Below are 22,311 nucleotides of genomic sequence, written 5' to 3' on the forward strand. Positions count from 1 at the left end.
CAGTGTTTTTTCTTATATTTACCAGAGTTTAAAACCTTTGGCTCCCGGTATGTTTTCAGTAAACATTTGCGTAACAGGAACTGTATAAGCAATGAGAATCAGGAAGATTGTAATAATGATCAGCAATCTCCAGTTTTCTACCCATTTAACAACCGGCTCCTCCTGGTCCATGAACATTGCGACAGGAAATTCCTCCGGATCGTTTACTTTTGGCCCGGTAGTCAGTTTTAAGAACAGGAGTATTGCAATAATGATAGCGATAAACAGGAAGGAGCCGCCGACGGCCTGCATCACCTGGTAAGTTATCCATTCAGAAGCAATGTCAGCTCCGCCGTATTCTGAAAATGTAGAACGTCTCGGTGCGCCGCGAAGGCCTGCCCAGTGCATGGCAAGAGACATAATACCCATGCCGAGTGCCCATGTATAAGCAAGGAACAGTCCAAGTCTATTGGCGATTTTATCAATTTTTCTGCCTGTTATATGAGGCAGCAGGAACAGCATGGCAGCAAAGTAAGTCAGTATTACAGGAGCGCCGACAGTAATATGGAAGTGTCCGACAATCCATATTGTGTTATGCACCAGCTGATTCATTTGACCGGAAGCATTAATAATACCGCCGAGTCCGCCCGGAATGAAAAACAGCATGCCGATAAAAACCAGTACAAAACGTGCGTCGGTCCACGGCAGCTTTTTAAACCAGTCCAGCAGGCCGCGGGCGCCCTGTTTGCGTCCGTAGGTTTCAAAGACTGCAAACATGCTGAACGCTGTCATCAGTGACGGCACGATAACCATAAAGGTCAGAACAACCTGCAGACCTTTCCAGAATGCATCGATGCCGGGGTCCACAAGCTGGTGGTGAATACCGACCGGGATACTGAAGAATAAAAACAGTACGAAAGCTAAACGTGCCAGGTTATCAGAGAAACCTTTCGTTCCGAGCACTTTCGGTATCACGGCATACCAGACCATATAAGCAGGCAGGAGCCAGAAGTAAACGAGCGGATGACCGAAATACCAGAAAAGCGTACGGCTCAGCGAAATGTTAATCGTTTCAACCCAGCCGAGTGACCACGGAATAAACTGAAACAGCACCGTTGCAGCGACACCGATAGTACAAACAATCCACATGACATTGTTAATTGCTGTCATATAACTTAAGAGCGGTGTTTTCTGTCCTTTATTTTCTTTTCGCCATCTGAAGTATCTCATCAGCTGGCCGGCAACTGAAATCCATGTGCCGACGATGACGAGGGCAAGACCGATATAGTGGACAGCATGCGCCTGAAGCGGTGCATAGAATGTATACAGCACACTCGCTTCATTTAAAGCAATCATTGCCGCGGACATTAATGTTCCGGCTGTCATGACCCAGAAGCCCGTCCAGCCGAGTCTCAGTTCAGAAGTGCTGAATGAGCCGGCAGTTCTTGACAACGCTGCAATCTGGAAACCCATTATAAAGAAAAATGTCATAACAAGAGCAAGAATTACACCGTGCAGCGTGAGGAGCTGGTAATAGCCGATGCCAAAAGGCAATTCAAACTGCCCGGAACGGACGAGAGTCTGCAGAAGTCCGGCAGTCCCTCCGATTAATAGGGCAAATGAAACCCAAATCATGTTCGCGAGCACGAGTTTACTGTCTTTTTTATCTACTTTTGTTTTACTTGAAAAAATCTCCGAACCGGTATAGTTACTCATTAGCAATACCTCCATTTACAACTTTCAGTGTTGATGTCATATCGGTATGACCGATACCGCAATACTCATTGCAGACAATGAGATGTTCACCGGGCTCATCAAAGGTCATTTCATATGTAGAAATGAGCCCCGGTTCAGCGATCATATTAACGTTCGTTCCGACGACCTGGAAACCGTGAACGACATCTGGACTCGTCACGTGAATTTTTACAGTAGAACCTGCAGGGATTTCAACTTCTCCCGGTTCGTACATAAAAGCGCTGGCAAGAAAATATAAATCATAATCGTGATCGCCGTCTGTGGCCTCCTTAAGCCCCGGTTCACTGAAGCGGGCATCTTCCCGGACATGTTCGGGATTAATCGTCTCGATGCCGCTCGCAGCAGGTGTGTGTCCGCCGTGAACAGCTGAAATACCTAAAATAATTAAAAATACTGCAAGTGAAGCTGTTCCAAGTGAAATCCATATTTTTTCGTATTTATGCATTTAATAGCTTACATCCTTTCCATAAATAATATAAATGCGCCGAACCAGCTTAAAAGCATCAATCCGCCAATCGCCATTACCATCATAAAAGTGCCGCGCAAATCAAGCTTATGATGATTATCTTCATTGCGTTTTTCTTCTTTTTTAATTTTATCCCTTTCTTCAGACATGATTTCACCTTCTTTTCTCTCAGTTTTATATACATAAATTGTAGAATATATTTGTTTATAAAAAAGTGATAAATATCACACTTTGTGATAATATTTAATAAAATGAGGGAGGCGGAAAATGATTGATCAAGCCATTTTTTATCCGGAACATCTCATCAGTCTGATCGAAGAAAGCGGGAGCAGGATCACCTTTAAAAAAGGTGAGTTCATATATCATCCGGGCGACCCGACCGCTTACATTTATTTGGTTCAAAAAGGACAGGTTTTTATCAGCAGAATGCAGGAAGAAGGGGCGGAGCTTGCGACAAACCTACTGAGTGAAAAAGGAATATTTGGTGCGGTGACCTTATTTTGCGGTCCGAAGGCACATAATACATCAGCCAGAGCAAAGACAGATATTGCACTTTTCCGGCTGTCTCAAAAAGAGTTTGAAAAAATCATTATGGACAATGAAGATGTGAAGAGGGAGTGGATGCGCTGGATGGAAATAGACAGGCAGCGCGCGGTAACGAAAATTCGTGATAATTTAATGTACGGTAAACTCGGCGCGCTGTGTTCGAATTTAATCCGGCTGTCGAATTCGTTTGGCGAAACTGTGCCGGGCGGCATAAGGATTATGGTGAAAGTAACCAATCAGGAACTCGGTATCGTGTCCGGCACATCGAGAGAAGTTGTTAACCGTCTTCTCGGCGACTTGAAAAAACAGGAGATTATATCTGTGGAAAACAAAATTATTACAATTCACGACATCGATAAACTGCGGCATATGATTAACTGTGAAAATTGTCATATAGACGTCTGCCAAATATTTTAAAGCGCTTTCAAGCTTTTTGGTTTACATCTCAAAAATATGTGGTATTATTATATTAATAGAAATTCCTGAAGAGTTCGTGATGTGTTGACTTATATTTTGACCTAACACTTTTTTTATCGGGAGCCTAATTGGTTTTCCTTCAAAAAACAAGCCTATGTACTAAGTAGGACGTTTGGAGTTGGAAACAGGGCACCCACCTGCAAATAGCAGGCCAAAATAATCAACTATAACACACGGCTTACGTTGGGTATTTCGGTAGTCACCAAGTTTACTTGGTGGCTATTTTTTTTGTCTTTTTTAGACTTGGGAAGTCCTGCGCGCCACCGTGAGATTTCGGTGGCACAAGTCAGGTGTTTGCGCGCCGCCGTGGATTGTCGGTGGCACGAGTCAGGCGTTTGCGCGCCGCCGTGAATTGTCGGTGGCACAAGTCAGGTGTTTGCGCGCCGCCGAATCGGAGAGAATGCCGTTCTTTGACTGACTAAATCATTTACTCGATCAAAGAACCCCTTTTTTCCGCGTCCCTCACAGCCTGTTTATATAAAATCACCACAAGACAGCAAAAAGCCACCCGCACATTGCAAGTGGGGTGGCTGATTCAAGCTATTTTTTCCTGCCGTAATCGGTGTCTTTGTTCATTTTCTTCAAATTATGATAAGTCTCGTTGAGCGACGCTTCGTATTTGCTGATGCCGTCATCTTTATAGTAGCGCTGATTAACCAGCGTGTCAGGTAGGTACTGCTGGGCGACGACGTGATTTGGATAATTGTGCGGGTATTTGTAACCGACAGCATTTCCGAGTTCTTTCGCGCCCTTGTAGTGGCCGTCGCGCAGATGTCTCGGTATGGCACCGCCGCGGCCTTTACGTACGTCGGATAAGGCGCTGTCTATACTCGATATTGCTGTATTTGACTTCGGTGACAAAGCGAGTTCTATGACTGCCTGAGATAAAGGGATGCGCGCTTCCGGGAATCCTAATCGTTCTGCACTGATAATGGCATCGAGTGTACGCGAAGCGATGTTCGGATTCGCAAGCGAGACATCTTCATAGCTGATGACGAGCAGCCGGCGCGCAATTGTAACGAGATCTCCTGCTTCAATCAAACGTGCTAAGTAGTGGAGGGAAGCGTCAACATCGCTGCCGCGGATGGATTTCTGCAGTCCGCTCATCACGTCGTAATGCATATCGCCGTCCTTATCGTGCAGAAAGGCGGATTTCTGCATGCAGTCGAGCGCATCCTGCAGCGTAATTTTAATGACGCCGTCCTCATCGGCATCAGTGCTTAAGGCTGCGAGTTCCAGAGCATTTAAAGCGCTTCGGACATCGCCGTGTGCTGATGTGACAAAATGTTCAACAGCGTCGTCGTCGATTTCGATATTGTATTCGCCGAGTCCGCGGTCTTTATCTTCTAAAGCACGGTGCAAGGCTGTTTTAATGTCGTCGGTACTAAGCGGTTCCAGTTCAAAAATCTGGGTTCTCGAGCGGATGGCGGGGTTAATCGCGTGATATGGATTGGATGTCGTTGCCCCGATTAAAATAATCGTTCCTTTTTCAAGGTGAGGAAGGAGGAAGTCCTGCTTCGCCTTGTCGAGACGGTGGATTTCATCCAGGAGGAGGATGACACTGCCGCTCATTTTACCTTCTTCTGCGACAATCTGCATATCTTTCTTCGTATCCGTCACGGCATTCAAGGTACGGAACTTGTATTTAGTAGAACCTGCGATGGCACTGGCGATACTGGTCTTGCCGATGCCCGGGGGACCGTAAAGTATCATTGAAGACAGTCTTTTGGCATCGACCATGCGTCTGATAATACCGCCTTTAGCAACGAGATGCTCCTGACCGAGCACTTCGTCGATTGATTCCGGTCTCATGCGGTAGCTTAATGGTTGTTTATTCATAGTATTTCACCTTATTTTAAAAGATATGTTATATTTAATTATAATATAAAAACTAGATGAACTAAAATTATTGAGGTGTAAGAATGAAAATATCCACTCGCGGAAGATATGGTTTATATTTTATGCTGACGCTTGCGAAAGACTACGGCGTTAAAAAGCGCAGTGTAAAATCGGTCGCTACAGAACGCGATATCAGCGATTTGTATTTAGAGCAGATTGTTGCGAATTTAAAAAAAGATGGTCTCGTTAAAAGTACAAGAGGTGCCTACGGCGGCTATGAGCTGAACTATGCTCCTGATGAAATCACAGTCGGGCAGGTATTCAGCGCTGTTGAAGAAAATATTATGATTGTCGATGCCGACAGCCACGAAACTAAAAATGAAAGTTTCTTATGGAAACGTATCAGAGATGCGGTAAATGATGTGCTGGACCACACAACACTGCACGATATCGTTGACAATGATACCGATGAATTTGACGGCTATATGTTTTATATTTAACTTTAATTCCTTACTGAATTAAAAGATAAAAAATGCACCTGAATCTGATTGATTCAGGTGCATTTTTTTTGTTTAAAACCGCCCGGATTTAACAATTGACCAGAGCAGCCAGATAAACATGCCCATCGCAAATATCGCAGCGATTTCTATAATCGGAATTCTGAATATAATACTGCCTTCACCAAGTATCGCCGAACCGACGATTAAGCCGACCATGACAATACTGAAGGCGAGCAGGACGATACTGAACGACAGACGGTTAATCACTCTGTCGAGATGTTTTGAAAACTGCGAACGGCCCTTAACATCTATTTCAATCGGCAGGTTCTGATTCTTCAGCCCCTTCGAGAACTGATGTACATTTTCTGTGACTTCTCTTAACTCACTGCCGAGCTGCTGAATTTCATCTATTTGGAAATTCAGCAGATTTTTCGGATTGTAACGTTCGAGAAGCAAAGCTTTGCCGAATGGTTCCGCGACATCCATAATGCTGAAATCAGGATCCAGCTGACTGACGACACTTTCCAGTGTCAAAAGCGTTTTCGCAAGGATAGTAAAGTCCTGCGGCAGTTTGATTTTATACTTATTGGCAATACCGAACAGATCATTTACTGCATCGCTGAAATTAAGTTTTGAGAGCGGTACATCGTAATACTTATCGCGCATAATTTCAGCTTCGCGGTTTAAATCCCGCATGGATACATCGCTCGGCACGACACCCATTTTAACAATTGCTTTAACGACGCCGTCTGAATCTTTCCGCATCAGAGAAATGAGCAGGGAACCGAAATTATTTTTCAGGTCGCTGGTCAGCCGGCCGATCATACCGAAATCCAAAAAGACAAGCGTGCCGTCTCTGAGGACGCTCACGTTACCGGGATGCGGGTCGCCATGGAAGTATCCTTCTTCAAAAATCTGCTGGAAAATCGCTCTCGCGAGTGTCTCGGCAAGATCGCTTCTGTTGATATTCAGCTTATCCAGTTCGTCAAAATGATTCACGGGAATGCCTTTAATAAAGTCCATTACCATGACATTTTTTGTCGAATATTCCCAGTAGATTTCAGGAATTTTTATTTTATCGTCATTTTTGTGAGTCTTGCCGATGCGTTCGACATTGCGCGCTTCAATCGTATAATCGAGCTCATTAATCAGTGCATCGGAGAATTCTTCAATCATATCCGTAACCTGGTAGTTTCTCGCCCATTCAAGATTGGACTCCGCGAGCACCGCAAGATGACGGAGGATTTCAAGATCGGTACGGACCGTCTTTTCTATATTTGCGCGCTGAACCTTAACGGCGACATCTTCACCGGTATGCAGCATGGCTCGGTGAACCTGGCCGATTGAAGCAGAGCCGACAGGCGTATCATCAAAAATCATAAAGAGTTCATCAATCGGAGCCTCTAATGATTCTTCAATTAATTTCCGGGCTTCAGTTGCCGGGAACGGCGCCACGTGACTTTGGAGTTTCTCGAGTTCCTTGATCAGGTCAGGCGGAAGCAGATCCCCTCTCGTTGAGGCAATCTGGCCAAGTTTAATAAACGTCGTTCCCATCTCTTCGATAAAAATACGGATTCTTTCCGCATAAGTCTTTTCGAGAACTTCATCGTTCTGCTGGCGCAGCAAAATACGCTTAGGCAGGGATATCACACGGTCGATACCGATTTCTTCTATGAGAAAGCCAAGCCCGCTTTTGGAAAACTGCATAGCAATTTCCCGGTAGCGGTTAATATAATTTACCCGTGTCTGAAGACTCATAAGCCGGTCACTCCTAAAATTTAAATACTATGTCCATTATAGATGTGCGCGTATTTTAGTTAAAGGATAATCCCTCAGAAAAACTCTTTGAATAATGCTCTGATTGACGGTTCGTGATCTTTCGTTTGAATTGCGAACATCATACTGTACTCTGTAGACCCCTGATTCATCATCCGGATATTCACTTTTTCTTCAGCAAGAGCAGCGGTGACGCGGCTGACGATACCGATTTGACGGGCCATACCGAGTCCGACGATAAAGAGCAGGCTTAAATCTTCTTCGACTTCAATCCATTCAGGTTCAAGCTGGAGGTCGATTTCCTCGATGATTTTATCCAGTGAATTATTATTTTCGAACTGGTTTGAGCGCATAATAATAGAAATATCATCGATACCGGATGGCATATGTTCATAAGAAATCTGATAGTCTTCAAGTATTTGCAAAATACGGCGTGTAAAACCGATCTCTTTATTCAGTAAGTATTTGTGCAGTGAAATAGAAGTGAATCCTTCGTCACAGCTGAAGCCGATAACTGGAATGTCTGGATTAAGTTTACGTTCCGGCACAATTTTAGTGCCTTCAATATGCGGCTCATTAGTATTTCTGATCATCACAGGGATTTTTTCCTGATACAGCGGTTCGAGCGCCTCATCATGAAAAATACCGAAACCGGCATAAGCCAGTTCACGCATTTCGCGGTAGGTAATTTCTTCGATTTTGTAAGGCTCTTCGATAATACCCGGGTGGGCTGCGTAGATGTGTGATTCATCTGTGTAATTTTCATAAATATCCGCCCCTATGCCGCGTGCAATAATTGCTCCGGTTATATCGGAACCTCCGCGTGCAAATGTTACGATATTGCCGTTGTCTGCAATTCCGTAAAAGCCCGGAATAACGAGGACATCTTCAGGATAATCTTTTAACTTGTTAATTTCATCGTACGATGAAGGAAGAAGACGGGCATTGGCAGGCGTGTTTGTAACTCTAATGCCGGCTTCTTCAGGAGAAACGTATTTGGCACTGATGCCGAGTGAATTAAAATAGGCACTGATCAGCTGGGCATTAAAATCTTCGCCGCGTGACTTTAAGGCATCGAGCAAGTAATCGTTATCTTCAATCGTATTCAAATAATCTCTTAAAATACTTTCGAAATTATCGAGCAGAGATGAATCGATAGATAATTCCTCGACAATCGATTTGTAGCGCATCAGAATTTCAGTCAAAGCCTCTTCAGTATCGAGACCTGCAATTTTGTTTGTGCAGAGTGCAATCAGCATGTCGGTAACTTTAACATCGTCATCGCGGCGTTTGCCGGGTGCACTGACCACAATGGTTTTAATATCTTTATCACTCTGTACAATGGATGCGACTTTCTTGATTTGTGTTGCATTAGATAGGGAACTTCCACCAAATTTAGCTACTTTCATATTTAACACCTTTTTTTATATTAGTTTTAGGGTCTTATAATACATGAAAAGTTTAGAAAAGTGTAGAGTTTTCAGAATAATACCTTGAAATTTTTTCAGAAGCACTCTAATATGAGTATTCATACTATTTAATATTGGAGGTCACTATGGATAAAAAGATTGCTTTACTCGGCATGGGCACCGTCGGCAGCGGTGTCGTTAATTTATTGCGAGAAAACGAAGATTTGATACATTCATCGTCAGGGGTGCGCTTTACAATTACCCATATTCTGGTTTCAGATACGGTGAAAACGAGAACGGCTGATGTGTCAGGTATTCGGGTGACCGATGATATTACTGAAATTGAAAATGCAGATATCGATCTTGCTGTCGAAGTAATGGGCGGAATTGACAGTACGAAAGATATTATCAATAAATTTTTAAAGCGCGGTATTCCGGTAGTGACGGCGAACAAGGATATGCTCGCTGTTCATATCGATGAACTGGAGGAAACGGCATCAGAGAACTCTGCAGCCTTATATTACGAGGCGGCTGTCGCCGGCGGCATTCCGATTATTCATACGCTGCAGCACAGTTTAAATTCCAACAGGATTTCAAAAGTTATGGGTATATTAAACGGCACGACAAATTATATTTTATCGAAAATGACATTTGACGGCTGGGACTATAACGATGCCTTAAAAGACGCACAGGCCATCGGCTACGCCGAAGCAGATCCGACAGCGGACGTCGAAGGAATTGATGCAGCACGTAAAACACTGCTGCTCGCAAGGCTCGCTTTTAATAAAAAGTTCACGCTCGACCAGGTGAATTTAAACGGTATTACAAAGGTGGATATTAAAGATATAAAACTGGCTGAAAGTGCAGGATTAACATTAAAACTGCTCGGTGTTGCAGAAGATCTCGAAGATAAATACAATCTTTCGGTTGAACCGATTTTTGTCGATACAAAGCATCAGCTGGCGAATGTGCACTATGAGAAAAATGCAGTATTCGTCAATGGCAATATGATTGGTGAAGCGATGTTTTACGGACCGGGTGCAGGCGGCTATGAGACTGCATCAGCTGTAGTCAGCGATATGATTAACAGTGCGGTAATTACAGCGAAAGCGAAAAACATACCTGAAGAAAAGGGCGAACCGGCAACAGAGCTGCCGGACAGTGCTTATTATTTAAGATTTAATGGATCACTGCCTGAAGCGGAATCGTATTTAGCATCTCAGGATATCCAGTTTGAAATTCTCAGTACTGAAGATGCAGCGTTAAGAACTTTAAAAATGAGCGCACAAACATTGCAAAAAATTCAAGATACATTCGCCCCGGCTGCGGTGTATAAAATAAATGGAGCTGAATAATTATGACTTGGCAAGGTGTCTTAAAAGAATATAAAGAATATTTACCAGTAAATGAAAACACACCCGAATTGACTTTGTATGAAGGTAACACTCCATTAATTAAGTTAGAGAAACTGTCTAAAGAGCTCGGCATAGAACTGCATGCCAAGTTTGAAGGCTTAAATCCGACAGGGTCATTTAAAGACCGCGGCATGGTGCTGGCTGTTGCAAAAGCGAAGGAAGAAGGAGCGCATACGGTAATTTGTGCGTCTACAGGAAATACTTCCGCTGCGGCTTCTGCCTACGCTGCTCGCGCCGGTTTAAATTCAATCGTTGTGCTGCCTGAAGGGAAAGTGGCAGTAGGCAAAGTAACACAGGCTATGATGTCCGGCGCTAAAACAGTGACAATTGAAGGGAACTTTGATGATGCACTGAAAATTGTACGTAAGATATCCGAAGACAACGACGGTATTGAGCTCGTAAACTCATTGAATCCTTACCGCATCGAATGCCAGAAAACAGCATCCTTTGAAGTGATTGATGCCTTAGGCAAAGCGCCGGATTACTTATGTATTCCTGTCGGCAATGCAGCAAATATCGCAGCCTACTGGAAGGGTTTTAAAGAATATAATGAGAAAAAAGGGACGTCGCTTCCGAAAATGTACGGCTTCGAAGCTGAAGGCGCAGCGGCCATCGTTAAAAATAAAGTGATTGAAAATCCGGAAACGGTCGGCACTGCCATCCGTATCGGAAATCCTGCCAGCTGGGATAAGGCTGCGGCTGCCCGCGATGAATCCGACGGTAAAATTGATTCCGTCAGTGATGAAGAAATACTGTCTGCTTATAAACGTGTCGCGTCAACTGAAGGTGTCTTCTGTGAACCGGGATCTGCTGCATCACTTGCAGGTGTGCTTAAATCGGTTGAAAACGGCAGCATACAAAAAGGTTCCACAGTCGTAACTGTCTTAACAGGAAACGGTCTGAAAGACCCTGACACGGCGATGGAAGTCGCACTCGACCAGCCGAAAAAACTGCCGCTCGATGAAGAAAAAATAGTCGAATACATTGAAAGTTTAGAGCAGTAAGATGGCTGATTTATCGTTAAAAATACCAGCTTCCAGTGCCAATCTCGGCCTGGGATTTGACTCAATCGGCGTTGCAATTAACAAGTTTTTATATATAGAAGCGACACTTTCGGATTCCTTCAAAGTGTCGTTTAAAGACTTTGCACTGTCTGTACTGCCGTCAGATGAAACGAATTTAGTATTCACCACAGCGCGATCCATTGCAGAAAAATACAATAAAGAACTGCCGGCCCTGCATATTGAAATGCAAAGTGAAATTCCGCTGTCCCACGGACTCGGCTCGTCATCGAGTGCTATTGTCGCAGGAATTGAACTTGCTGATTATTTTCTGGAACTTAATTTAACCGACTATGATAAAGTACTGCTCGGCTGTGAAATAGAAGGGCACCCGGATAATGTCGGGCCGTGCATAACAGGCGGAGCATTCGTTGGTTTTTATCAGCAGGGAGAACTTTTTTACTATCATTTAAATCTGGATAATATCGGTTTGATTGTGAGTGTGCCTGAATATGAAATCAATACTGAAGAGGCGCGTGACGTCCTGCCGAATGCCTACACAAGAAGCGAAGCGGTCGCACAGAACGCGCTTGCCAATGTAATGATTCTCGCTTTGCATAATAAAGATTACAGATTGATGGGGGAGCTGATGATGAAAGACAGTTTCCACGAACCCTACCGTCAGCCGCTGATAAAAGAGTTTGATGATATTAAAACTGCAGCACTTGATGCGGGTGCACTTGCAACTGTTATCAGCGGTGCAGGTCCGACAGTGCTGACGCTGGCGGAGGAAGACGTGCTTGAAGCAGTGCTCAAAAAGCTGCAGGAAGTACAGGATGTGCACCACGAGATTGTGAGTGTGTATACTAAAGCGGGAGTTTAAGAACTGTTTAACAGGGAAAAGTGATATTAGTTAAATTTCTATGGAAAAGGACTGATATCATGGCTTGGAATATGCAGGATTATCCCGATTCACTGAAGAACTTCGATAAACTTGAACGAAAGAAAATTATCGATATAGCGAATGCGCTCTTAGACAGCGGTTACAGTGAAGAACGCGCGGTGCCGATTGCAACATCCGAAGGTAAACAATGGTATAAAAATGCATCTGAAAAAGAACTGAAAGAGTTTGAAAAAGAAGGTAATCCGTCGAAAAATGATTCACACGATACCGACAGCGCGAATCCCGATCTGCTTGATGAAGATGTTATCGTGAAATACGATGACGACGCTGAAGAATGGACGGTTAAATCTGTTAAAGCAAAACGTGCGGCTGGCACTTACAAATATAAAAATGAAGCAGTTGAGCGCGCAGAAGAAATCGCAGATAACAAAGGTTCGAAAGTCGTGAAGTATACAAAAGACGGAAAAAAAGAATAGGATTAATTTGATGAAGGGCTGATAATCAGCCCTTTTTTTGCGCCTCTGGAGGGGGGGGAGGAGGTCCGAGTACGACGGTGAATCTGTGTCGTACTTGAAGAGTTCCCCGAATACAACGGTGAATCCGTGTCGTACTTGAAGAGCTGCCCGAGTACGACGGTGAATCCGTGTCGTACTTGAAGAGCTGCCCGAATACGACGGTGAATCCGTGTTGTACTTAAGAGACTGCCCGAGTACGACGGTGAATCCGTGTCGTACTTAAGAGACTGCCCGAGTACGACGGTGAATCCGCGACGTACTTGAAGAGCTGCCCGGGTACGACAGCAAATCCGTGTCGTACTTAAAACTATTCCCATACTTCCGCACACACCTCTCAAAATACTAAATTAAAAAAGCAGAATGCCCTCAATAGGCAGTTCTGCTGGTAAATACAATCTTTATTCTATTTCTGCGTTATATTCCTTAACCGCTTCTTCAAATAAATCATAAGATTTCAGCAAAGCGTCCATATCGTAAATATAAGCCGCGGCGATAATTTCATCGACATCGAATTCCTGCTGGAAGTCTTTCAGCTGCTGAACTGCGTCTTCTTTAGTTCCGAAGAACTGCAGCGGAAACTGGGTATTAATTGCGTGTTCTTCACGCGGCGACCAGATGCCGTCCATAGAATCTACAGGCGGCTGCAGCAGCATGCGTGAACTCCTGAACATACCGAGGATATTCATATAGTGTGTTGTTGCTAAATATTCTGCCTGCGCTTTTGTATCAGCTAAAATCACATTGTTTGAAACCATTTTATAAGGTTCAGACAGCTGCTTGCTCGGTTTAAAGTTATTTTCATAAATAGAAAATGCTTCTTTCATCTGCGCTGGCGCAAAGTGTGCAGCAAATGCGTACGGCAGTCCGAGACTCGCCGCGATATGTGCTGAGTCCGTCGAGGAACCGAGTACATAAATCGGAATATACGTATTGTTCCCCGGATAAGCAACGAGGGAAGTGCCGGAATTCGATAAATATCTCTGCAGCTCTTCAATTTCATCTTTAAATGAAAACACACCATCGTGATTGTTGCGGCGGATAGCATTTGCCGTCAGCATATCAGTACCTGGTGCTCGCCCAAGTCCGAGATCCAGACGGTCTCCGAAAATTGCATGCAGTGTACCGAATTCTTCAGCGACAATATACGGTGAATGGTTTGGCAGCATTACTCCACCGCTGCCGACACGCAGGTGTTCCGTATTCTGAAGAATGTGCTGAATCAGCTGGCGTGTCGCACTGGAAGCGATGGATACCATATTATGATGCTCCGATATCCAGTAGCGCTGATAACTTGAACCGTCCACGTGCTTGGCTAGGGTGATCATATCTTCAAATGCACCGGTTGCATTTGAGCCTTCACGGACAGGTACTAAATTCAGTACTGAAATATTTATTTTTTTAGTCATCTTGAAACCTCCAGATAATTTATCTAACATCTAATATTCTCTTATAATCAAACAGAAAAGTATAAATATCTGCCTGAACATGGTAAAATCTATAAGAATTAAAAGTAGATGATGGGTAGGGATAACATGTCAATTTATGTGGATTATGCAGCCACGACTCCTATAGATGAAGAAATTTTAAAAAGTATGCTCAATTCGGCGGATAAATTCGGCAATCCGTCAAGTATTCACCGTATCGGCAAGGAAGCCAAAGCATTTTACGAAGCATCCCGTAAAAATATAGCGAAACGCCTCAATGCACATCCGGACGAAATAGTGTTTACCGGCAGTGCCACCGAAGCCAATAATATGGTAATTCGCGGGACAGCGGATTATTATGAGAGACCGCATATTATCACAACAGCTGTAGAACATGCTTCTGTTAAAGAAACATATCAGGATCTCGAGGATACGTGTGATGTTACTTATTTAAGCGTCGACAAAGATGGCCTGATCGATATCGATGAACTGAAAGATGCACTGACTGAAGAAACGAAACTCGTCTCAATTATTATGGTCAACAACGAAACAGGTACTGTTCAGCCGATGGCAGACATTGCGGAGGCTCTAAAAGATAGCAGAGCGCTGCTGCATATCGATGCAGTGCAGGCCTTTAAACAGCTGCCGGTCGATGTAGAAACATTAAACTGCGACTTCCTGACGCTGAGCGGTCATAAACTGCATGCGCCAAAAGGAATTGGAGTACTGTATGTGAGACGCAACACCCATCTGAAAAGATTGATTACGGGCGGTTCGCAGGAACGGGAACGCCGTGCGGGAACAGAAAATACTTTATATGCTTATGCGATGATGAAAGCAGTCGAAAAAGCAGATGAAAACCGCGAGGGAAATACAAAAGTGCTGTGTTCATTAAAAGAAACACTGCTTAAGGAACTGCAGCAGCAGGAAGTGCCGTTTGAAGTGAATGGTGATGTTACTACACAGACAAATCATATTGTTAATTTGTACTTTCCGTGGACCACTTCCGAATATCTGTTAACTGCGCTGGATATGGCGGGTATATACGCTTCCGGCGGATCGGCATGCAATGCAGGAACTGTTCAGCCGTCGCATGTCATTGAAGCAATGTACGATGAAGACCGTGCGAGAAGTTCTATCCGTTTCAGCTTCGGTGGAGAGCTGACTGAAGAAGATATGAAATATATCGCAGAAAAACTTAAAACTATATACACAAAACTCGGCAAGAACGGGTTTATATAATTATTTAGAGAAAAGAAAGGAAGTATTTTAATGTCGAATAAAGACACGACAGTTGTTGTTGGAATGAGCGGAGGCGTCGATTCTTCGGTAACGGCAAAACTGCTCCTCGAGGAAGGCTACAACGTCGTCGGAATTTTTATGAAAAACTGGGATGATACGGATGAGTTTGGAGTATGTACGGCGACGGATGATTATGAAGATGTAAGGCTCGTTGCAGAGGAAATCGGCATTCCGTATTACTCAGTTAACTTTGAGAAGGAGTATCATGACCGCGTATTCCAGTATTTTCTTGATGAATACAAAAAAGGCCGCACACCGAACCCGGATGTTATGTGCAACAAAGAAATTAAATTTAAAGCATTTTTAGACCATGCGATGAAGCTCGGGGCGGATTATGTTGCAACAGGCCACTATGCGCGTGTGATTCACGATGATAACGGGGTAACAATGCTCCGCGGTGTCGATAACAACAAGGATCAGACCTACTTTTTAAATCAGCTGACAACAGAGCAGCTGTCGAAAGTACTGTTCCCGCTCGGTCATCTGGAAAAACCGGAAGTACGTGAGCTCGCCCATAAATACGATCTTGCAACAAAAGATAAAAAGGATTCGACTGGAATCTGCTTTATCGGCGAAAGAGACTTTAAAGAGTTTTTAAGTAATTACCTGCCGGCGAACCCGGGACGCATGATTAACATGGATACCGGTGAGGACAAAGGCAAGCACGACGGCCTTATGTATTACACAATCGGTCAGCGTCAGGGACTCGGTATCGGCGGAGACGGCGGACCGTATTTCGTAGCAGGAAAAAATCTTGAAACTAACGAATTATATGTAGTGCAGGGAGATAATCATGAAGCTTTGATTTCCACAAGTCTTCTGGCAAGCGATGTGAACTTTATCAACCCTGCAGCAGATACTTTCGAATGTACTGCGAAATTCAGATACCGTCAAAAAGATGTGCCGGTCACTGTTAAAGTAATGGGCGATGATCAGATTGAAGTGTCATACGAGAGCGCAAGTGCAGTAACTCCGGGTCAGGCTGTTGTTTTATACGACGGAGACACAGTTATTGGCGGTGCGACAATCGATAAAGTATTCCGCAATGATGAAGCACTGGAGTACCTTGCGTAATGTTTGATTATCAAAAACATATTGAAGCAGGAGAATACGAGAAGGCACTGGAATTGATTTTTAAAACGATTGATGAAAACCCGCAAGACGAAACCCATTATATTAATGGAGCTGTAGTTCTCGGCGGTATTGGGAAAATAGAGGAAGCGGAACGCTTCCTGCAGCAGGCGTTGGTGCTGAAGCCGGACAGTTTCAGCGCGGGCTACACGCTTGGCAATCTGTACTTTAATGCCGAACGCTATAAAGAAGCACTCACCTTGTATTTAAGCGTCTATGATAAACATTATGAAGACGGCGACTTAAATTTTATGATTGCACGTTCCTATATGAATACAGATAATTTTGCAATGAGTATCCCGTTTTTTGAGGCTGCGTATAACAAAAAACCTGAAGATACAGATATCAATTTTGAATACGGCTTAACATTGTGCCAGCTGGAACAGTACGAACCGGCTGTAAAATTGCTGACCTCCGTGACAGAGGTACAGAATCACGCAGATGCGGAGTACAACCTCGGTCTCGCCGTTTATATGAAAGATGAAGATTCAAAAACGGCGCAAAAACACTTTAGACGTGCTGTTGAAATACAGCCTGACCATCATCTCGCGCAGCATGCTCTGCAAAAATTTAAAGAATTGGAGTAGATCATTATGACATCTGATGCACAGACATCTATCTATGATGAACTTTATATTGTCGGTGATGTGGACCGTGTAATCTTTATGAGTGCAGATACGCGGTTTCATGTTCTGCGTGTCAATGTCTCGAAGACGAACACCCAATTTAAAGATGATGCAATTGTTACCGGCCATTTTCATGATATCCAGGAAACAGAGAGTTATAAATTTACAGGCAAGGTGACGCAGCATGCCCGTTTCGGCGAGCAGTTCAGCGCTACTGAATTTAAAAAAGAAATCCCGAATACGAGCCACGGCCTGGTGCAGTATTTCTCGAGCGATAAATTTCCGGGTATCGGCGAGAAGACGGCTGAAAAAATTGTCGATGCACTGGGCCTCGATGCGCTCAGCAAAATTGTAAAAGATGATAATGCATTAAATGAAGTCAGAGGGCTGACAAAAGCTAAAAAACTGCAGATTACTGAAACTGTCCGCAGTTCAAATGTGGCAGATGAAGCTTATCTCCTGATGATTAAATTAAATATCGAACCGTCAAAACGTTCAAAAATTATCGATACATACAAGGAAGATACCTTAAATGTTCTCGAGAACCATCCGTATCAGCTCGTCAGTGATATATTCGGTATCGGCTTTAAAAAAGCTGACCAGATAGCGCTTAATGCAGGTATAGAACCGGATGACCCGGAACGTCTTGTTGCCGGTGTGATGCACACGCTGAATGATGAAATTACGAGCATCGGCCACACTTATATCATGCATGAAGAACTAAAGGAAAAAACGCTCGAGCGGCTGAATACATCCGGTATATATTTCAGGGGCGATGATGTAGCCGTTGCAGCAGAGCAGCTGGCACTGAATAAAAAGCTTGTTATTACAGAAGACAGAGTCACGCTGCCGAATATTTATTATTCAGAACATAAAGCTGCCGAGAAAGTAAGCAGTATTCTCGCGCATAATCCTGATGAGCTTGATTTAGAACATGCTAAAGATGTCATCAGCGGTATTGAGAAAACGCTGTCGATTGATTATAACGACAAGCAGCGCCATGCAATCTTAAATGCGCTGACAGAAAAAGTGTCGATTATTACCGGTGGGCCGGGAACCGGTAAAACTACGATAGTTAAAGGGATAATTACCTTGTATCAGGAGATCTTTGAATATGAGGATTACGATTCATATGAACCGAAAAACTATCCGGTCAAACTCGTCGCACCCACCGGCCGGGCATCTAAGCGGATGGCCGACACTTCCGGTATTGAGGCGAGTACGATTCACAGGCTGATCGGCTGGGGTCAGGATACGGCAGTCGACGATATTATCGACAACGAAATTGAAGCGGAATTGATTATCGTGGATGAAATGTCGATGGTGGATACCTGGCTGTTTTATCAGTTCATCCAGAACGTTATGCCTCATACAAAACTCGTCTTTGTCGGTGACAGTGCACAGTTGCCCTCGGTCGGTCCGGGAACTGTCTTTAAAGATTTAATCGGTTCCGGTACAATTAAAACGACTATACTCGATACTGTCTACCGCCAGGGTGAAGGATCATCAATTGTCAAACTGGCCTATGATATCGACAAAGGCGTACCGATGAATATAAACGATAAATTTAAAGACCGCCTTTTTATTCCAGCAGGAACAAATCAAATTGCCGATGTAGTCGATACAGTAGTATCCAAAGCGGTAAAAAAAGGATATGACATGCGGGATATTCAGGTGCTGGCACCGATCTACAGAGGGCCGGCAGGAATAAATATTTTAAATCAGCTTCTGCAGAAAATTTTAAACCCTGAGTCTGAGGACAAAACAGAACTCGAGTTCGGCGACAAAATTTTCCGGACGGGCGATAAAGTCATTCAGCTGATTAACCGGACAGAAGATAATATCTTTAACGGCGACTCCGGTATTATCGACGGCATCTACTTTAAAGATACGGATGATGTAGATAAAGATACGCTCGTCGTGGATTATGACAATACGAAAATTGCCTATGAACGCAGTGACTTGACGGAACTGTCGCACGCCTACTGTACGAGTATTCACAAAGCGCAGGGCAGTGAGTACCCGATTGTCATTATGCCGATCGTCTCGAGTTATTACCATATGCTGATGAAAAATATTATTTATACGGGAATTACGAGAGCGAAAGAATCATTAATACTGTGCGGCGACGCCAATGCTTTTTACAGCGCGATTAAACGCGAAGGTATTCCGAGAAATACGATGCTGCAGCAGTTCCTGCAGAAATACTGTAAAGTATATAAAGAAGACCCAGGGGAGCTGCCCGAATATTTAACAGAAGAAATGATTGAAAACATGACGGTTGATCCGATGATCGGCATGGAAAGTGTCACACCGTACGAATTTGTTTGACACTAAATGATTATAAAATTATAATTGGTATTAATAAAAGCTGAATTTCCGAATATGCGGGTATTACTTTTAGAGACATTGTGGCTGGTGAAAACAATGATAATCCGTATGTGTGCTGCCTTTCAGTCAGTTTAAGAAAAACTAAAGTGATGACTATGTCATAATTTGGGTGGTACCGCGGTAACAATCGTCCCTTTATTAAGGGACGGTTTTTTTGTATTCTTTTATAAAATTACAGGAGTGATAACTATGAAAAAATTAACAGGCAATGAAGTACGCCAAATGTTTTTAGATTACTTTAAAGCACACGATCATATGGTGGAACCAAGTGCACCGCTCGTGCCGATCGATGATGATTCTCTTTTATGGATTAACTCGGGCGTTGCAACTTTAAAGAAGTATTTTGACGGCCGTGTCGTGCCTGAAAATCCGCGCATCGTTAACGCGCAGAAAGCAATACGCACTAACGATATTGAAAATGTCGGCTTCACTGCGCGTCACCATACATTTTTTGAAATGCTCGGAAACTTTTCCATCGGCGACTATTTTAAAGAAGAAGCGATTGTCCGTGCCTGGGAGTTTTTAACGCACAGCGACTGGATCGGCTTTGATCCGGACCTCTTGTACGTTACAGTGCATCCGGAAGATACTGATGCTTTAAATATATGGAAAGATGTTATCGGTCTCGACGAATCGCGGATTATCCGTATTGAAGGAAATTTCTGGGATATCGGCGAAGGCCCGTGCGGACCAAACAGTGAAATCTTTTACGATCGGGGAGAACACTATGATACGTTAACACCGCCTGAAGAAATGTACCCCGGCGGAGAAAATGAACGTTATCTTGAAATTTGGAATCTTGTCTTCAGTGAATTCAATCATAATAAAGACGGCAGCTATACGCCGCTGCCTAAGCAGAATATTGATACAGGGATGGGTCTTGAACGTATCGCAAGTGTTATTCAGGATGCAAAAACAAACTTCGATACAGACCTGTTCACACCAATTATTCAAGAAATTGAAAAAGTCAGCGGACAGAAATATGGTGAATCGGAAGAACTGGATACAGCTTTTAAGGTGATTTCAGACCATATCAGAACAGTTACATTCGCTATTGCCGATGGTGCACTGCCTTCAAACGAAGGGCGCGGATACGTGCTCCGCAGATTGATCCGCCGGGCAGTACGTTTCAGTAAAGACCTGAAAATCGATAAAGCATTTATGTACAATCTGGTCGATGTCGTCGGAGATGTTATGGGCGAATTCTACCCGAATGTAAAAGAGAAAGCGTCATTCATTAAAGATGTTGTGAAGGGCGAGGAAGAACGCTTCCTTACAACGCTTGACGAGGGCATGCAGATTTACCAGGGTCTCCGTGACCGTGCACTCGCCGAAGATAAAGTCATTGCAGGTAAAGATGCATTTAAACTTTACGATACCTACGGTTTCCCGTATGAGCTGACAGTGGAATATGCAGCACTCGACGGTCTCGAAGTTGATGAAGCAGGCTTTACCGAAGAGATGACTGCTCAGAAACAGCGCGCAAGAGAGGCGCGTAAAAGCGGGGACTCAATGCAGGTTCAGTCGGAGACCTTCCACAGTATTACAGAACCGAGTGTGTTTACAGGCTACGAGACTACAAGCTCAGAAAGCAGCCTGCTTTATATAGTGGCAGAGGACAAAATCGTTAATGATTACAGCGGAGAAGACCAGGTTGAAGTCATTTTCGCTGAAACACCATTCTATGCTGAGAGCGGCGGCCAGATTGCTGACACAGGGATTATTTCAAATGAAGGCGGTACAGCTGAAGTGGATTACGTGTACAAAGCGCCTAACGGACAAAATGTTCATGTTATACGTGTCACTGAAGGCGCGTTAACAACAGGCGAAACGTATAAACTTGACGTAAACAGAGAAAAGCGCAGCTTTGTTATGAAAAACCATACGGCGACTCACTTAATGCACCAGGCCTTAAAAGATGTCATCGGAGAACATGCAAATCAGGCAGGTTCACTCGTCCAGGCCGAACGTCTCCGTTTCGATTTCTCTCACCTGGAATCCTTAAACAAAGAACAGCTGGCAGAAATTGAAAATATTGTAAACAAAAAAATCTATGCCGGCTTAAGTGTTTCAATCGAAGAGATGTCGATTTCAGAAGCGAAAGAAAAAGGCGCGATGGCACTATTTGGAGAGAAATACGGCGATGTAGTGCGTGTTGTAGATATTGACGAATACTCAGTCGAGCTGTGCGGCGGTATTCATGTCAGAAATACTGCAGATATTGGAGTATTTAAAATTGTCTCAGAAAGCGGAATCGGTGCAGGCATCAGACGCATTGAAGCAGTGACCAGCAAATACGCTGTCGAGCTTTACAAAGAATACGAGCAAACAGTCGAAAATGTAGCCGGCACGCTTAAAACAAAAGCAGGCAATGTTGAACACAGGCTTGAACAGCTGCTTGAAGAGAAAAAAGAGCAGCAGGATGCATATGACAAACTGAAAGCGGAACTTCAGCAGTCTAAATTAAATGATTTAGGTGATGCAACATCGGAAGTAAACGGCGTTTCAGTTATCAGAAAAGAAGTAGAAGCAGCCGATGCCAAAGATCTCCGCGCTCAAATGGACCTGATTAAATCGCAGAATCAGGATGCGATTATAGCACTGGCTGCAGTGACGGACGGTAAAGTATCACTCGTTGTTACTGTTCCAAAAGATTTAACATCGAAAGTCCGCGCCGGTGATATTATGAAGGGCATGGCCGGTATTGTCGACGGCAAAGGCGGCGGCAGACCGGATATGGCTCAGGGCGGCGGTACAGATGTTGCAAGTATAACAGCAGCATTACAGTTTGTTGACGAGTATATTAAAGATTTTATTTAGCACCTCTAAGATGATATAATCAACATTAAATACAG

General features: G+C 43.8%; 18 protein-coding genes and 1 other RNA gene. 12 read left to right on the forward strand and 7 right to left on the reverse strand.

Features of this window, described 5'->3' with window-relative positions; genetic code table 11:
* Window positions 1-18 precede the first annotated feature (18 nt).
* Genes IR135_RS02940 through IR135_RS02950 form a run of 3 tightly spaced genes read right to left on the reverse strand, consistent with a single transcriptional unit; the run spans window position 19 to window position 2,349 of the window.
* A complete protein-coding gene (locus tag IR135_RS02940; protein WP_135096582.1) occupies window positions 19-1,695 on the reverse strand; it encodes a b(o/a)3-type cytochrome-c oxidase subunit 1 in 1,677 nt (558 codons plus the stop codon).
* Window positions 1,688-2,179: a cytochrome c oxidase subunit II gene (locus IR135_RS02945; RefSeq protein WP_135096584.1), complete on the reverse strand. Its 492-nt coding sequence runs from the start codon at window positions 2,177-2,179 to the stop codon at window positions 1,688-1,690. Before IR135_RS02945 ends, IR135_RS02940 begins: the two co-directional genes overlap by 8 nt.
* A gap of 8 nt (window positions 2,180-2,187) precedes the next feature.
* Window positions 2,188-2,349, reverse strand: coding sequence for a cytochrome c oxidase subunit 2A (locus tag IR135_RS02950; protein WP_135096586.1), 162 nt, complete (start codon window positions 2,347-2,349; stop codon window positions 2,188-2,190).
* A gap of 118 nt (window positions 2,350-2,467) precedes the next feature.
* On the opposite strand from IR135_RS02950, the gene IR135_RS02955 reads away from it, so the two are divergent.
* Both IR135_RS02955 and ssrS read left to right on the forward strand, forming a co-directional pair.
* Complete coding sequence (locus IR135_RS02955) at window positions 2,468-3,163, forward strand: Crp/Fnr family transcriptional regulator (RefSeq protein ID WP_135096588.1); 696 nt, start codon at window positions 2,468-2,470, stop codon at window positions 3,161-3,163.
* Between the two features lie 59 nt (window positions 3,164-3,222).
* A non-coding RNA gene (gene ssrS, locus IR135_RS02960) (6S RNA) lies at window positions 3,223-3,417 on the forward strand.
* 346 nt (window positions 3,418-3,763) lie between these two features.
* Here ssrS and IR135_RS02965 read toward each other — a convergent pair.
* Entirely contained in the window at window positions 3,764-5,062 is a 1,299-nt protein-coding gene (locus IR135_RS02965; protein WP_135096590.1) for a replication-associated recombination protein A, read from the reverse strand.
* A gap of 83 nt (window positions 5,063-5,145) precedes the next feature.
* Between IR135_RS02965 and IR135_RS02970 the strand changes: the two genes are divergently transcribed.
* Window positions 5,146-5,562, forward strand: a complete 417-nt coding sequence (locus tag IR135_RS02970; RefSeq protein ID WP_115884451.1) for an RrF2 family transcriptional regulator — start codon at window positions 5,146-5,148, stop codon at window positions 5,560-5,562.
* Window positions 5,563-5,634: 72 nt separating this feature from the next.
* On the opposite strand, the gene IR135_RS02975 is transcribed toward IR135_RS02970, so the two are convergent.
* Together IR135_RS02975 and IR135_RS02980 are read right to left on the reverse strand one after the other, a co-directional pair.
* A complete protein-coding gene (locus tag IR135_RS02975; protein ID WP_135096592.1) occupies window positions 5,635-7,320 on the reverse strand; it encodes an ABC1 kinase family protein in 1,686 nt (561 codons plus the stop codon).
* 74 nt (window positions 7,321-7,394) lie between these two features.
* Window positions 7,395-8,747 (reverse strand): aspartate kinase, encoded by a 1,353-nt coding sequence (locus IR135_RS02980; RefSeq protein ID WP_135096594.1) that lies wholly within the window; start codon window positions 8,745-8,747, stop codon window positions 7,395-7,397.
* Window positions 8,748-8,893: 146 nt separating this feature from the next.
* On the opposite strand from IR135_RS02980, the gene IR135_RS02985 reads away from it, so the two are divergent.
* Genes IR135_RS02985 through IR135_RS03000 form a run of 4 tightly spaced genes read left to right on the forward strand, consistent with a single transcriptional unit; the run spans window position 8,894 to window position 12,543 of the window.
* Window positions 8,894-10,102: a homoserine dehydrogenase gene (locus tag IR135_RS02985; protein WP_135096596.1), complete on the forward strand. Its 1,209-nt coding sequence runs from the start codon at window positions 8,894-8,896 to the stop codon at window positions 10,100-10,102.
* A 2-nt stretch (window positions 10,103-10,104) separates the two neighbouring features.
* Complete coding sequence (gene thrC / locus IR135_RS02990; protein WP_135096598.1) at window positions 10,105-11,166, forward strand: threonine synthase; 1,062 nt, start codon at window positions 10,105-10,107, stop codon at window positions 11,164-11,166.
* 1 nt (window position 11,167) lies between these two features.
* Window positions 11,168-12,046: a homoserine kinase gene (gene thrB, locus IR135_RS02995; protein ID WP_135096600.1), complete on the forward strand. Its 879-nt coding sequence runs from the start codon at window positions 11,168-11,170 to the stop codon at window positions 12,044-12,046.
* A gap of 59 nt (window positions 12,047-12,105) precedes the next feature.
* On the forward strand, window positions 12,106-12,543 hold the full coding sequence (locus IR135_RS03000) for a DUF2188 domain-containing protein (protein ID WP_135096602.1): 438 nt from the start codon (window positions 12,106-12,108) through the stop codon (window positions 12,541-12,543).
* A gap of 437 nt (window positions 12,544-12,980) precedes the next feature.
* On the opposite strand, the gene IR135_RS03005 is transcribed toward IR135_RS03000, so the two are convergent.
* Window positions 12,981-13,988, reverse strand: coding sequence for an LLM class flavin-dependent oxidoreductase (locus IR135_RS03005; protein ID WP_135096604.1), 1,008 nt, complete (start codon window positions 13,986-13,988; stop codon window positions 12,981-12,983).
* Window positions 13,989-14,114: 126 nt separating this feature from the next.
* On the opposite strand from IR135_RS03005, the gene IR135_RS03010 reads away from it, so the two are divergent.
* From IR135_RS03010 to alaS, 5 genes are all read left to right on the forward strand, one after another.
* Window positions 14,115-15,248, forward strand: a complete 1,134-nt coding sequence (locus IR135_RS03010; protein WP_135096606.1) for a cysteine desulfurase family protein — start codon at window positions 14,115-14,117, stop codon at window positions 15,246-15,248.
* A gap of 30 nt (window positions 15,249-15,278) precedes the next feature.
* Window positions 15,279-16,382 (forward strand): tRNA 2-thiouridine(34) synthase MnmA, encoded by a 1,104-nt coding sequence (gene mnmA, locus IR135_RS03015; protein WP_135096608.1) that lies wholly within the window; start codon window positions 15,279-15,281, stop codon window positions 16,380-16,382.
* Entirely contained in the window at window positions 16,382-17,026 is a 645-nt protein-coding gene (locus tag IR135_RS03020; protein WP_135096610.1) for a tetratricopeptide repeat protein, read from the forward strand. The genes mnmA and IR135_RS03020 overlap by 1 nt, the downstream gene beginning before the upstream one ends.
* Before the next feature lie 6 nt (window positions 17,027-17,032).
* The gene (locus IR135_RS03025; protein WP_135096612.1) at window positions 17,033-19,396 is read left to right on the forward strand and encodes an ATP-dependent RecD-like DNA helicase; all 2,364 of its coding nucleotides are present in this window, start codon (window positions 17,033-17,035) and stop codon (window positions 19,394-19,396) included.
* A 249-nt stretch (window positions 19,397-19,645) separates the two neighbouring features.
* The gene (gene alaS / locus IR135_RS03030) at window positions 19,646-22,276 is read left to right on the forward strand and encodes an alanine--tRNA ligase (RefSeq protein WP_135096614.1); all 2,631 of its coding nucleotides are present in this window, start codon (window positions 19,646-19,648) and stop codon (window positions 22,274-22,276) included.
* Window positions 22,277-22,311: the final 35 nt, after the last annotated feature.

Source organism: Jeotgalicoccus nanhaiensis, assembly GCF_015235105.1.
GTDB lineage: Bacteria > Bacillota > Bacilli > Staphylococcales > Salinicoccaceae > Jeotgalicoccus > Jeotgalicoccus nanhaiensis.

Excerpts from the sequence above, each read along its gene's own strand:
- IR135_RS02980 (WP_135096594.1), bottom strand. The coding sequence starts at position 8,747 with ATGAAAGTAGCTAAATTTGGTGGAAGTTCCCTATCTAATGCAACACAA.
- IR135_RS03010 (WP_135096606.1), top strand. The coding sequence starts at position 14,115 with ATGTCAATTTATGTGGATTATGCAGCCACGACTCCTATAGATGAAGAA.
- IR135_RS03000 (WP_135096602.1), top strand. The coding sequence starts at position 12,106 with ATGGCTTGGAATATGCAGGATTATCCCGATTCACTGAAGAACTTCGAT.
- IR135_RS02965 (WP_135096590.1), bottom strand. The coding sequence starts at position 5,062 with ATGAATAAACAACCATTAAGCTACCGCATGAGACCGGAATCAATCGAC.
- IR135_RS02975 (WP_135096592.1), bottom strand. The coding sequence starts at position 7,320 with ATGAGTCTTCAGACACGGGTAAATTATATTAACCGCTACCGGGAAATT.
- IR135_RS02970 (WP_115884451.1), top strand. The coding sequence starts at position 5,146 with ATGAAAATATCCACTCGCGGAAGATATGGTTTATATTTTATGCTGACG.
- IR135_RS03005 (WP_135096604.1), bottom strand. The coding sequence starts at position 13,988 with ATGACTAAAAAAATAAATATTTCAGTACTGAATTTAGTACCTGTCCGT.
- mnmA (WP_135096608.1), top strand. The coding sequence starts at position 15,279 with ATGTCGAATAAAGACACGACAGTTGTTGTTGGAATGAGCGGAGGCGTC.
- IR135_RS02940 (WP_135096582.1), bottom strand. The coding sequence starts at position 1,695 with ATGAGTAACTATACCGGTTCGGAGATTTTTTCAAGTAAAACAAAAGTA.
- thrC (WP_135096598.1), top strand. The coding sequence starts at position 10,105 with ATGACTTGGCAAGGTGTCTTAAAAGAATATAAAGAATATTTACCAGTA.
- IR135_RS02955 (WP_135096588.1), top strand. The coding sequence starts at position 2,468 with ATGATTGATCAAGCCATTTTTTATCCGGAACATCTCATCAGTCTGATC.
- IR135_RS02945 (WP_135096584.1), bottom strand. The coding sequence starts at position 2,179 with ATGCATAAATACGAAAAAATATGGATTTCACTTGGAACAGCTTCACTT.
- thrB (WP_135096600.1), top strand. The coding sequence starts at position 11,168 with ATGGCTGATTTATCGTTAAAAATACCAGCTTCCAGTGCCAATCTCGGC.
- IR135_RS03020 (WP_135096610.1), top strand. The coding sequence starts at position 16,382 with ATGTTTGATTATCAAAAACATATTGAAGCAGGAGAATACGAGAAGGCA.
- IR135_RS02950 (WP_135096586.1), bottom strand. The coding sequence starts at position 2,349 with ATGTCTGAAGAAAGGGATAAAATTAAAAAAGAAGAAAAACGCAATGAA.
- IR135_RS02985 (WP_135096596.1), top strand. The coding sequence starts at position 8,894 with ATGGATAAAAAGATTGCTTTACTCGGCATGGGCACCGTCGGCAGCGGT.
- alaS (WP_135096614.1), top strand. The coding sequence starts at position 19,646 with ATGAAAAAATTAACAGGCAATGAAGTACGCCAAATGTTTTTAGATTAC.
- IR135_RS03025 (WP_135096612.1), top strand. The coding sequence starts at position 17,033 with ATGACATCTGATGCACAGACATCTATCTATGATGAACTTTATATTGTC.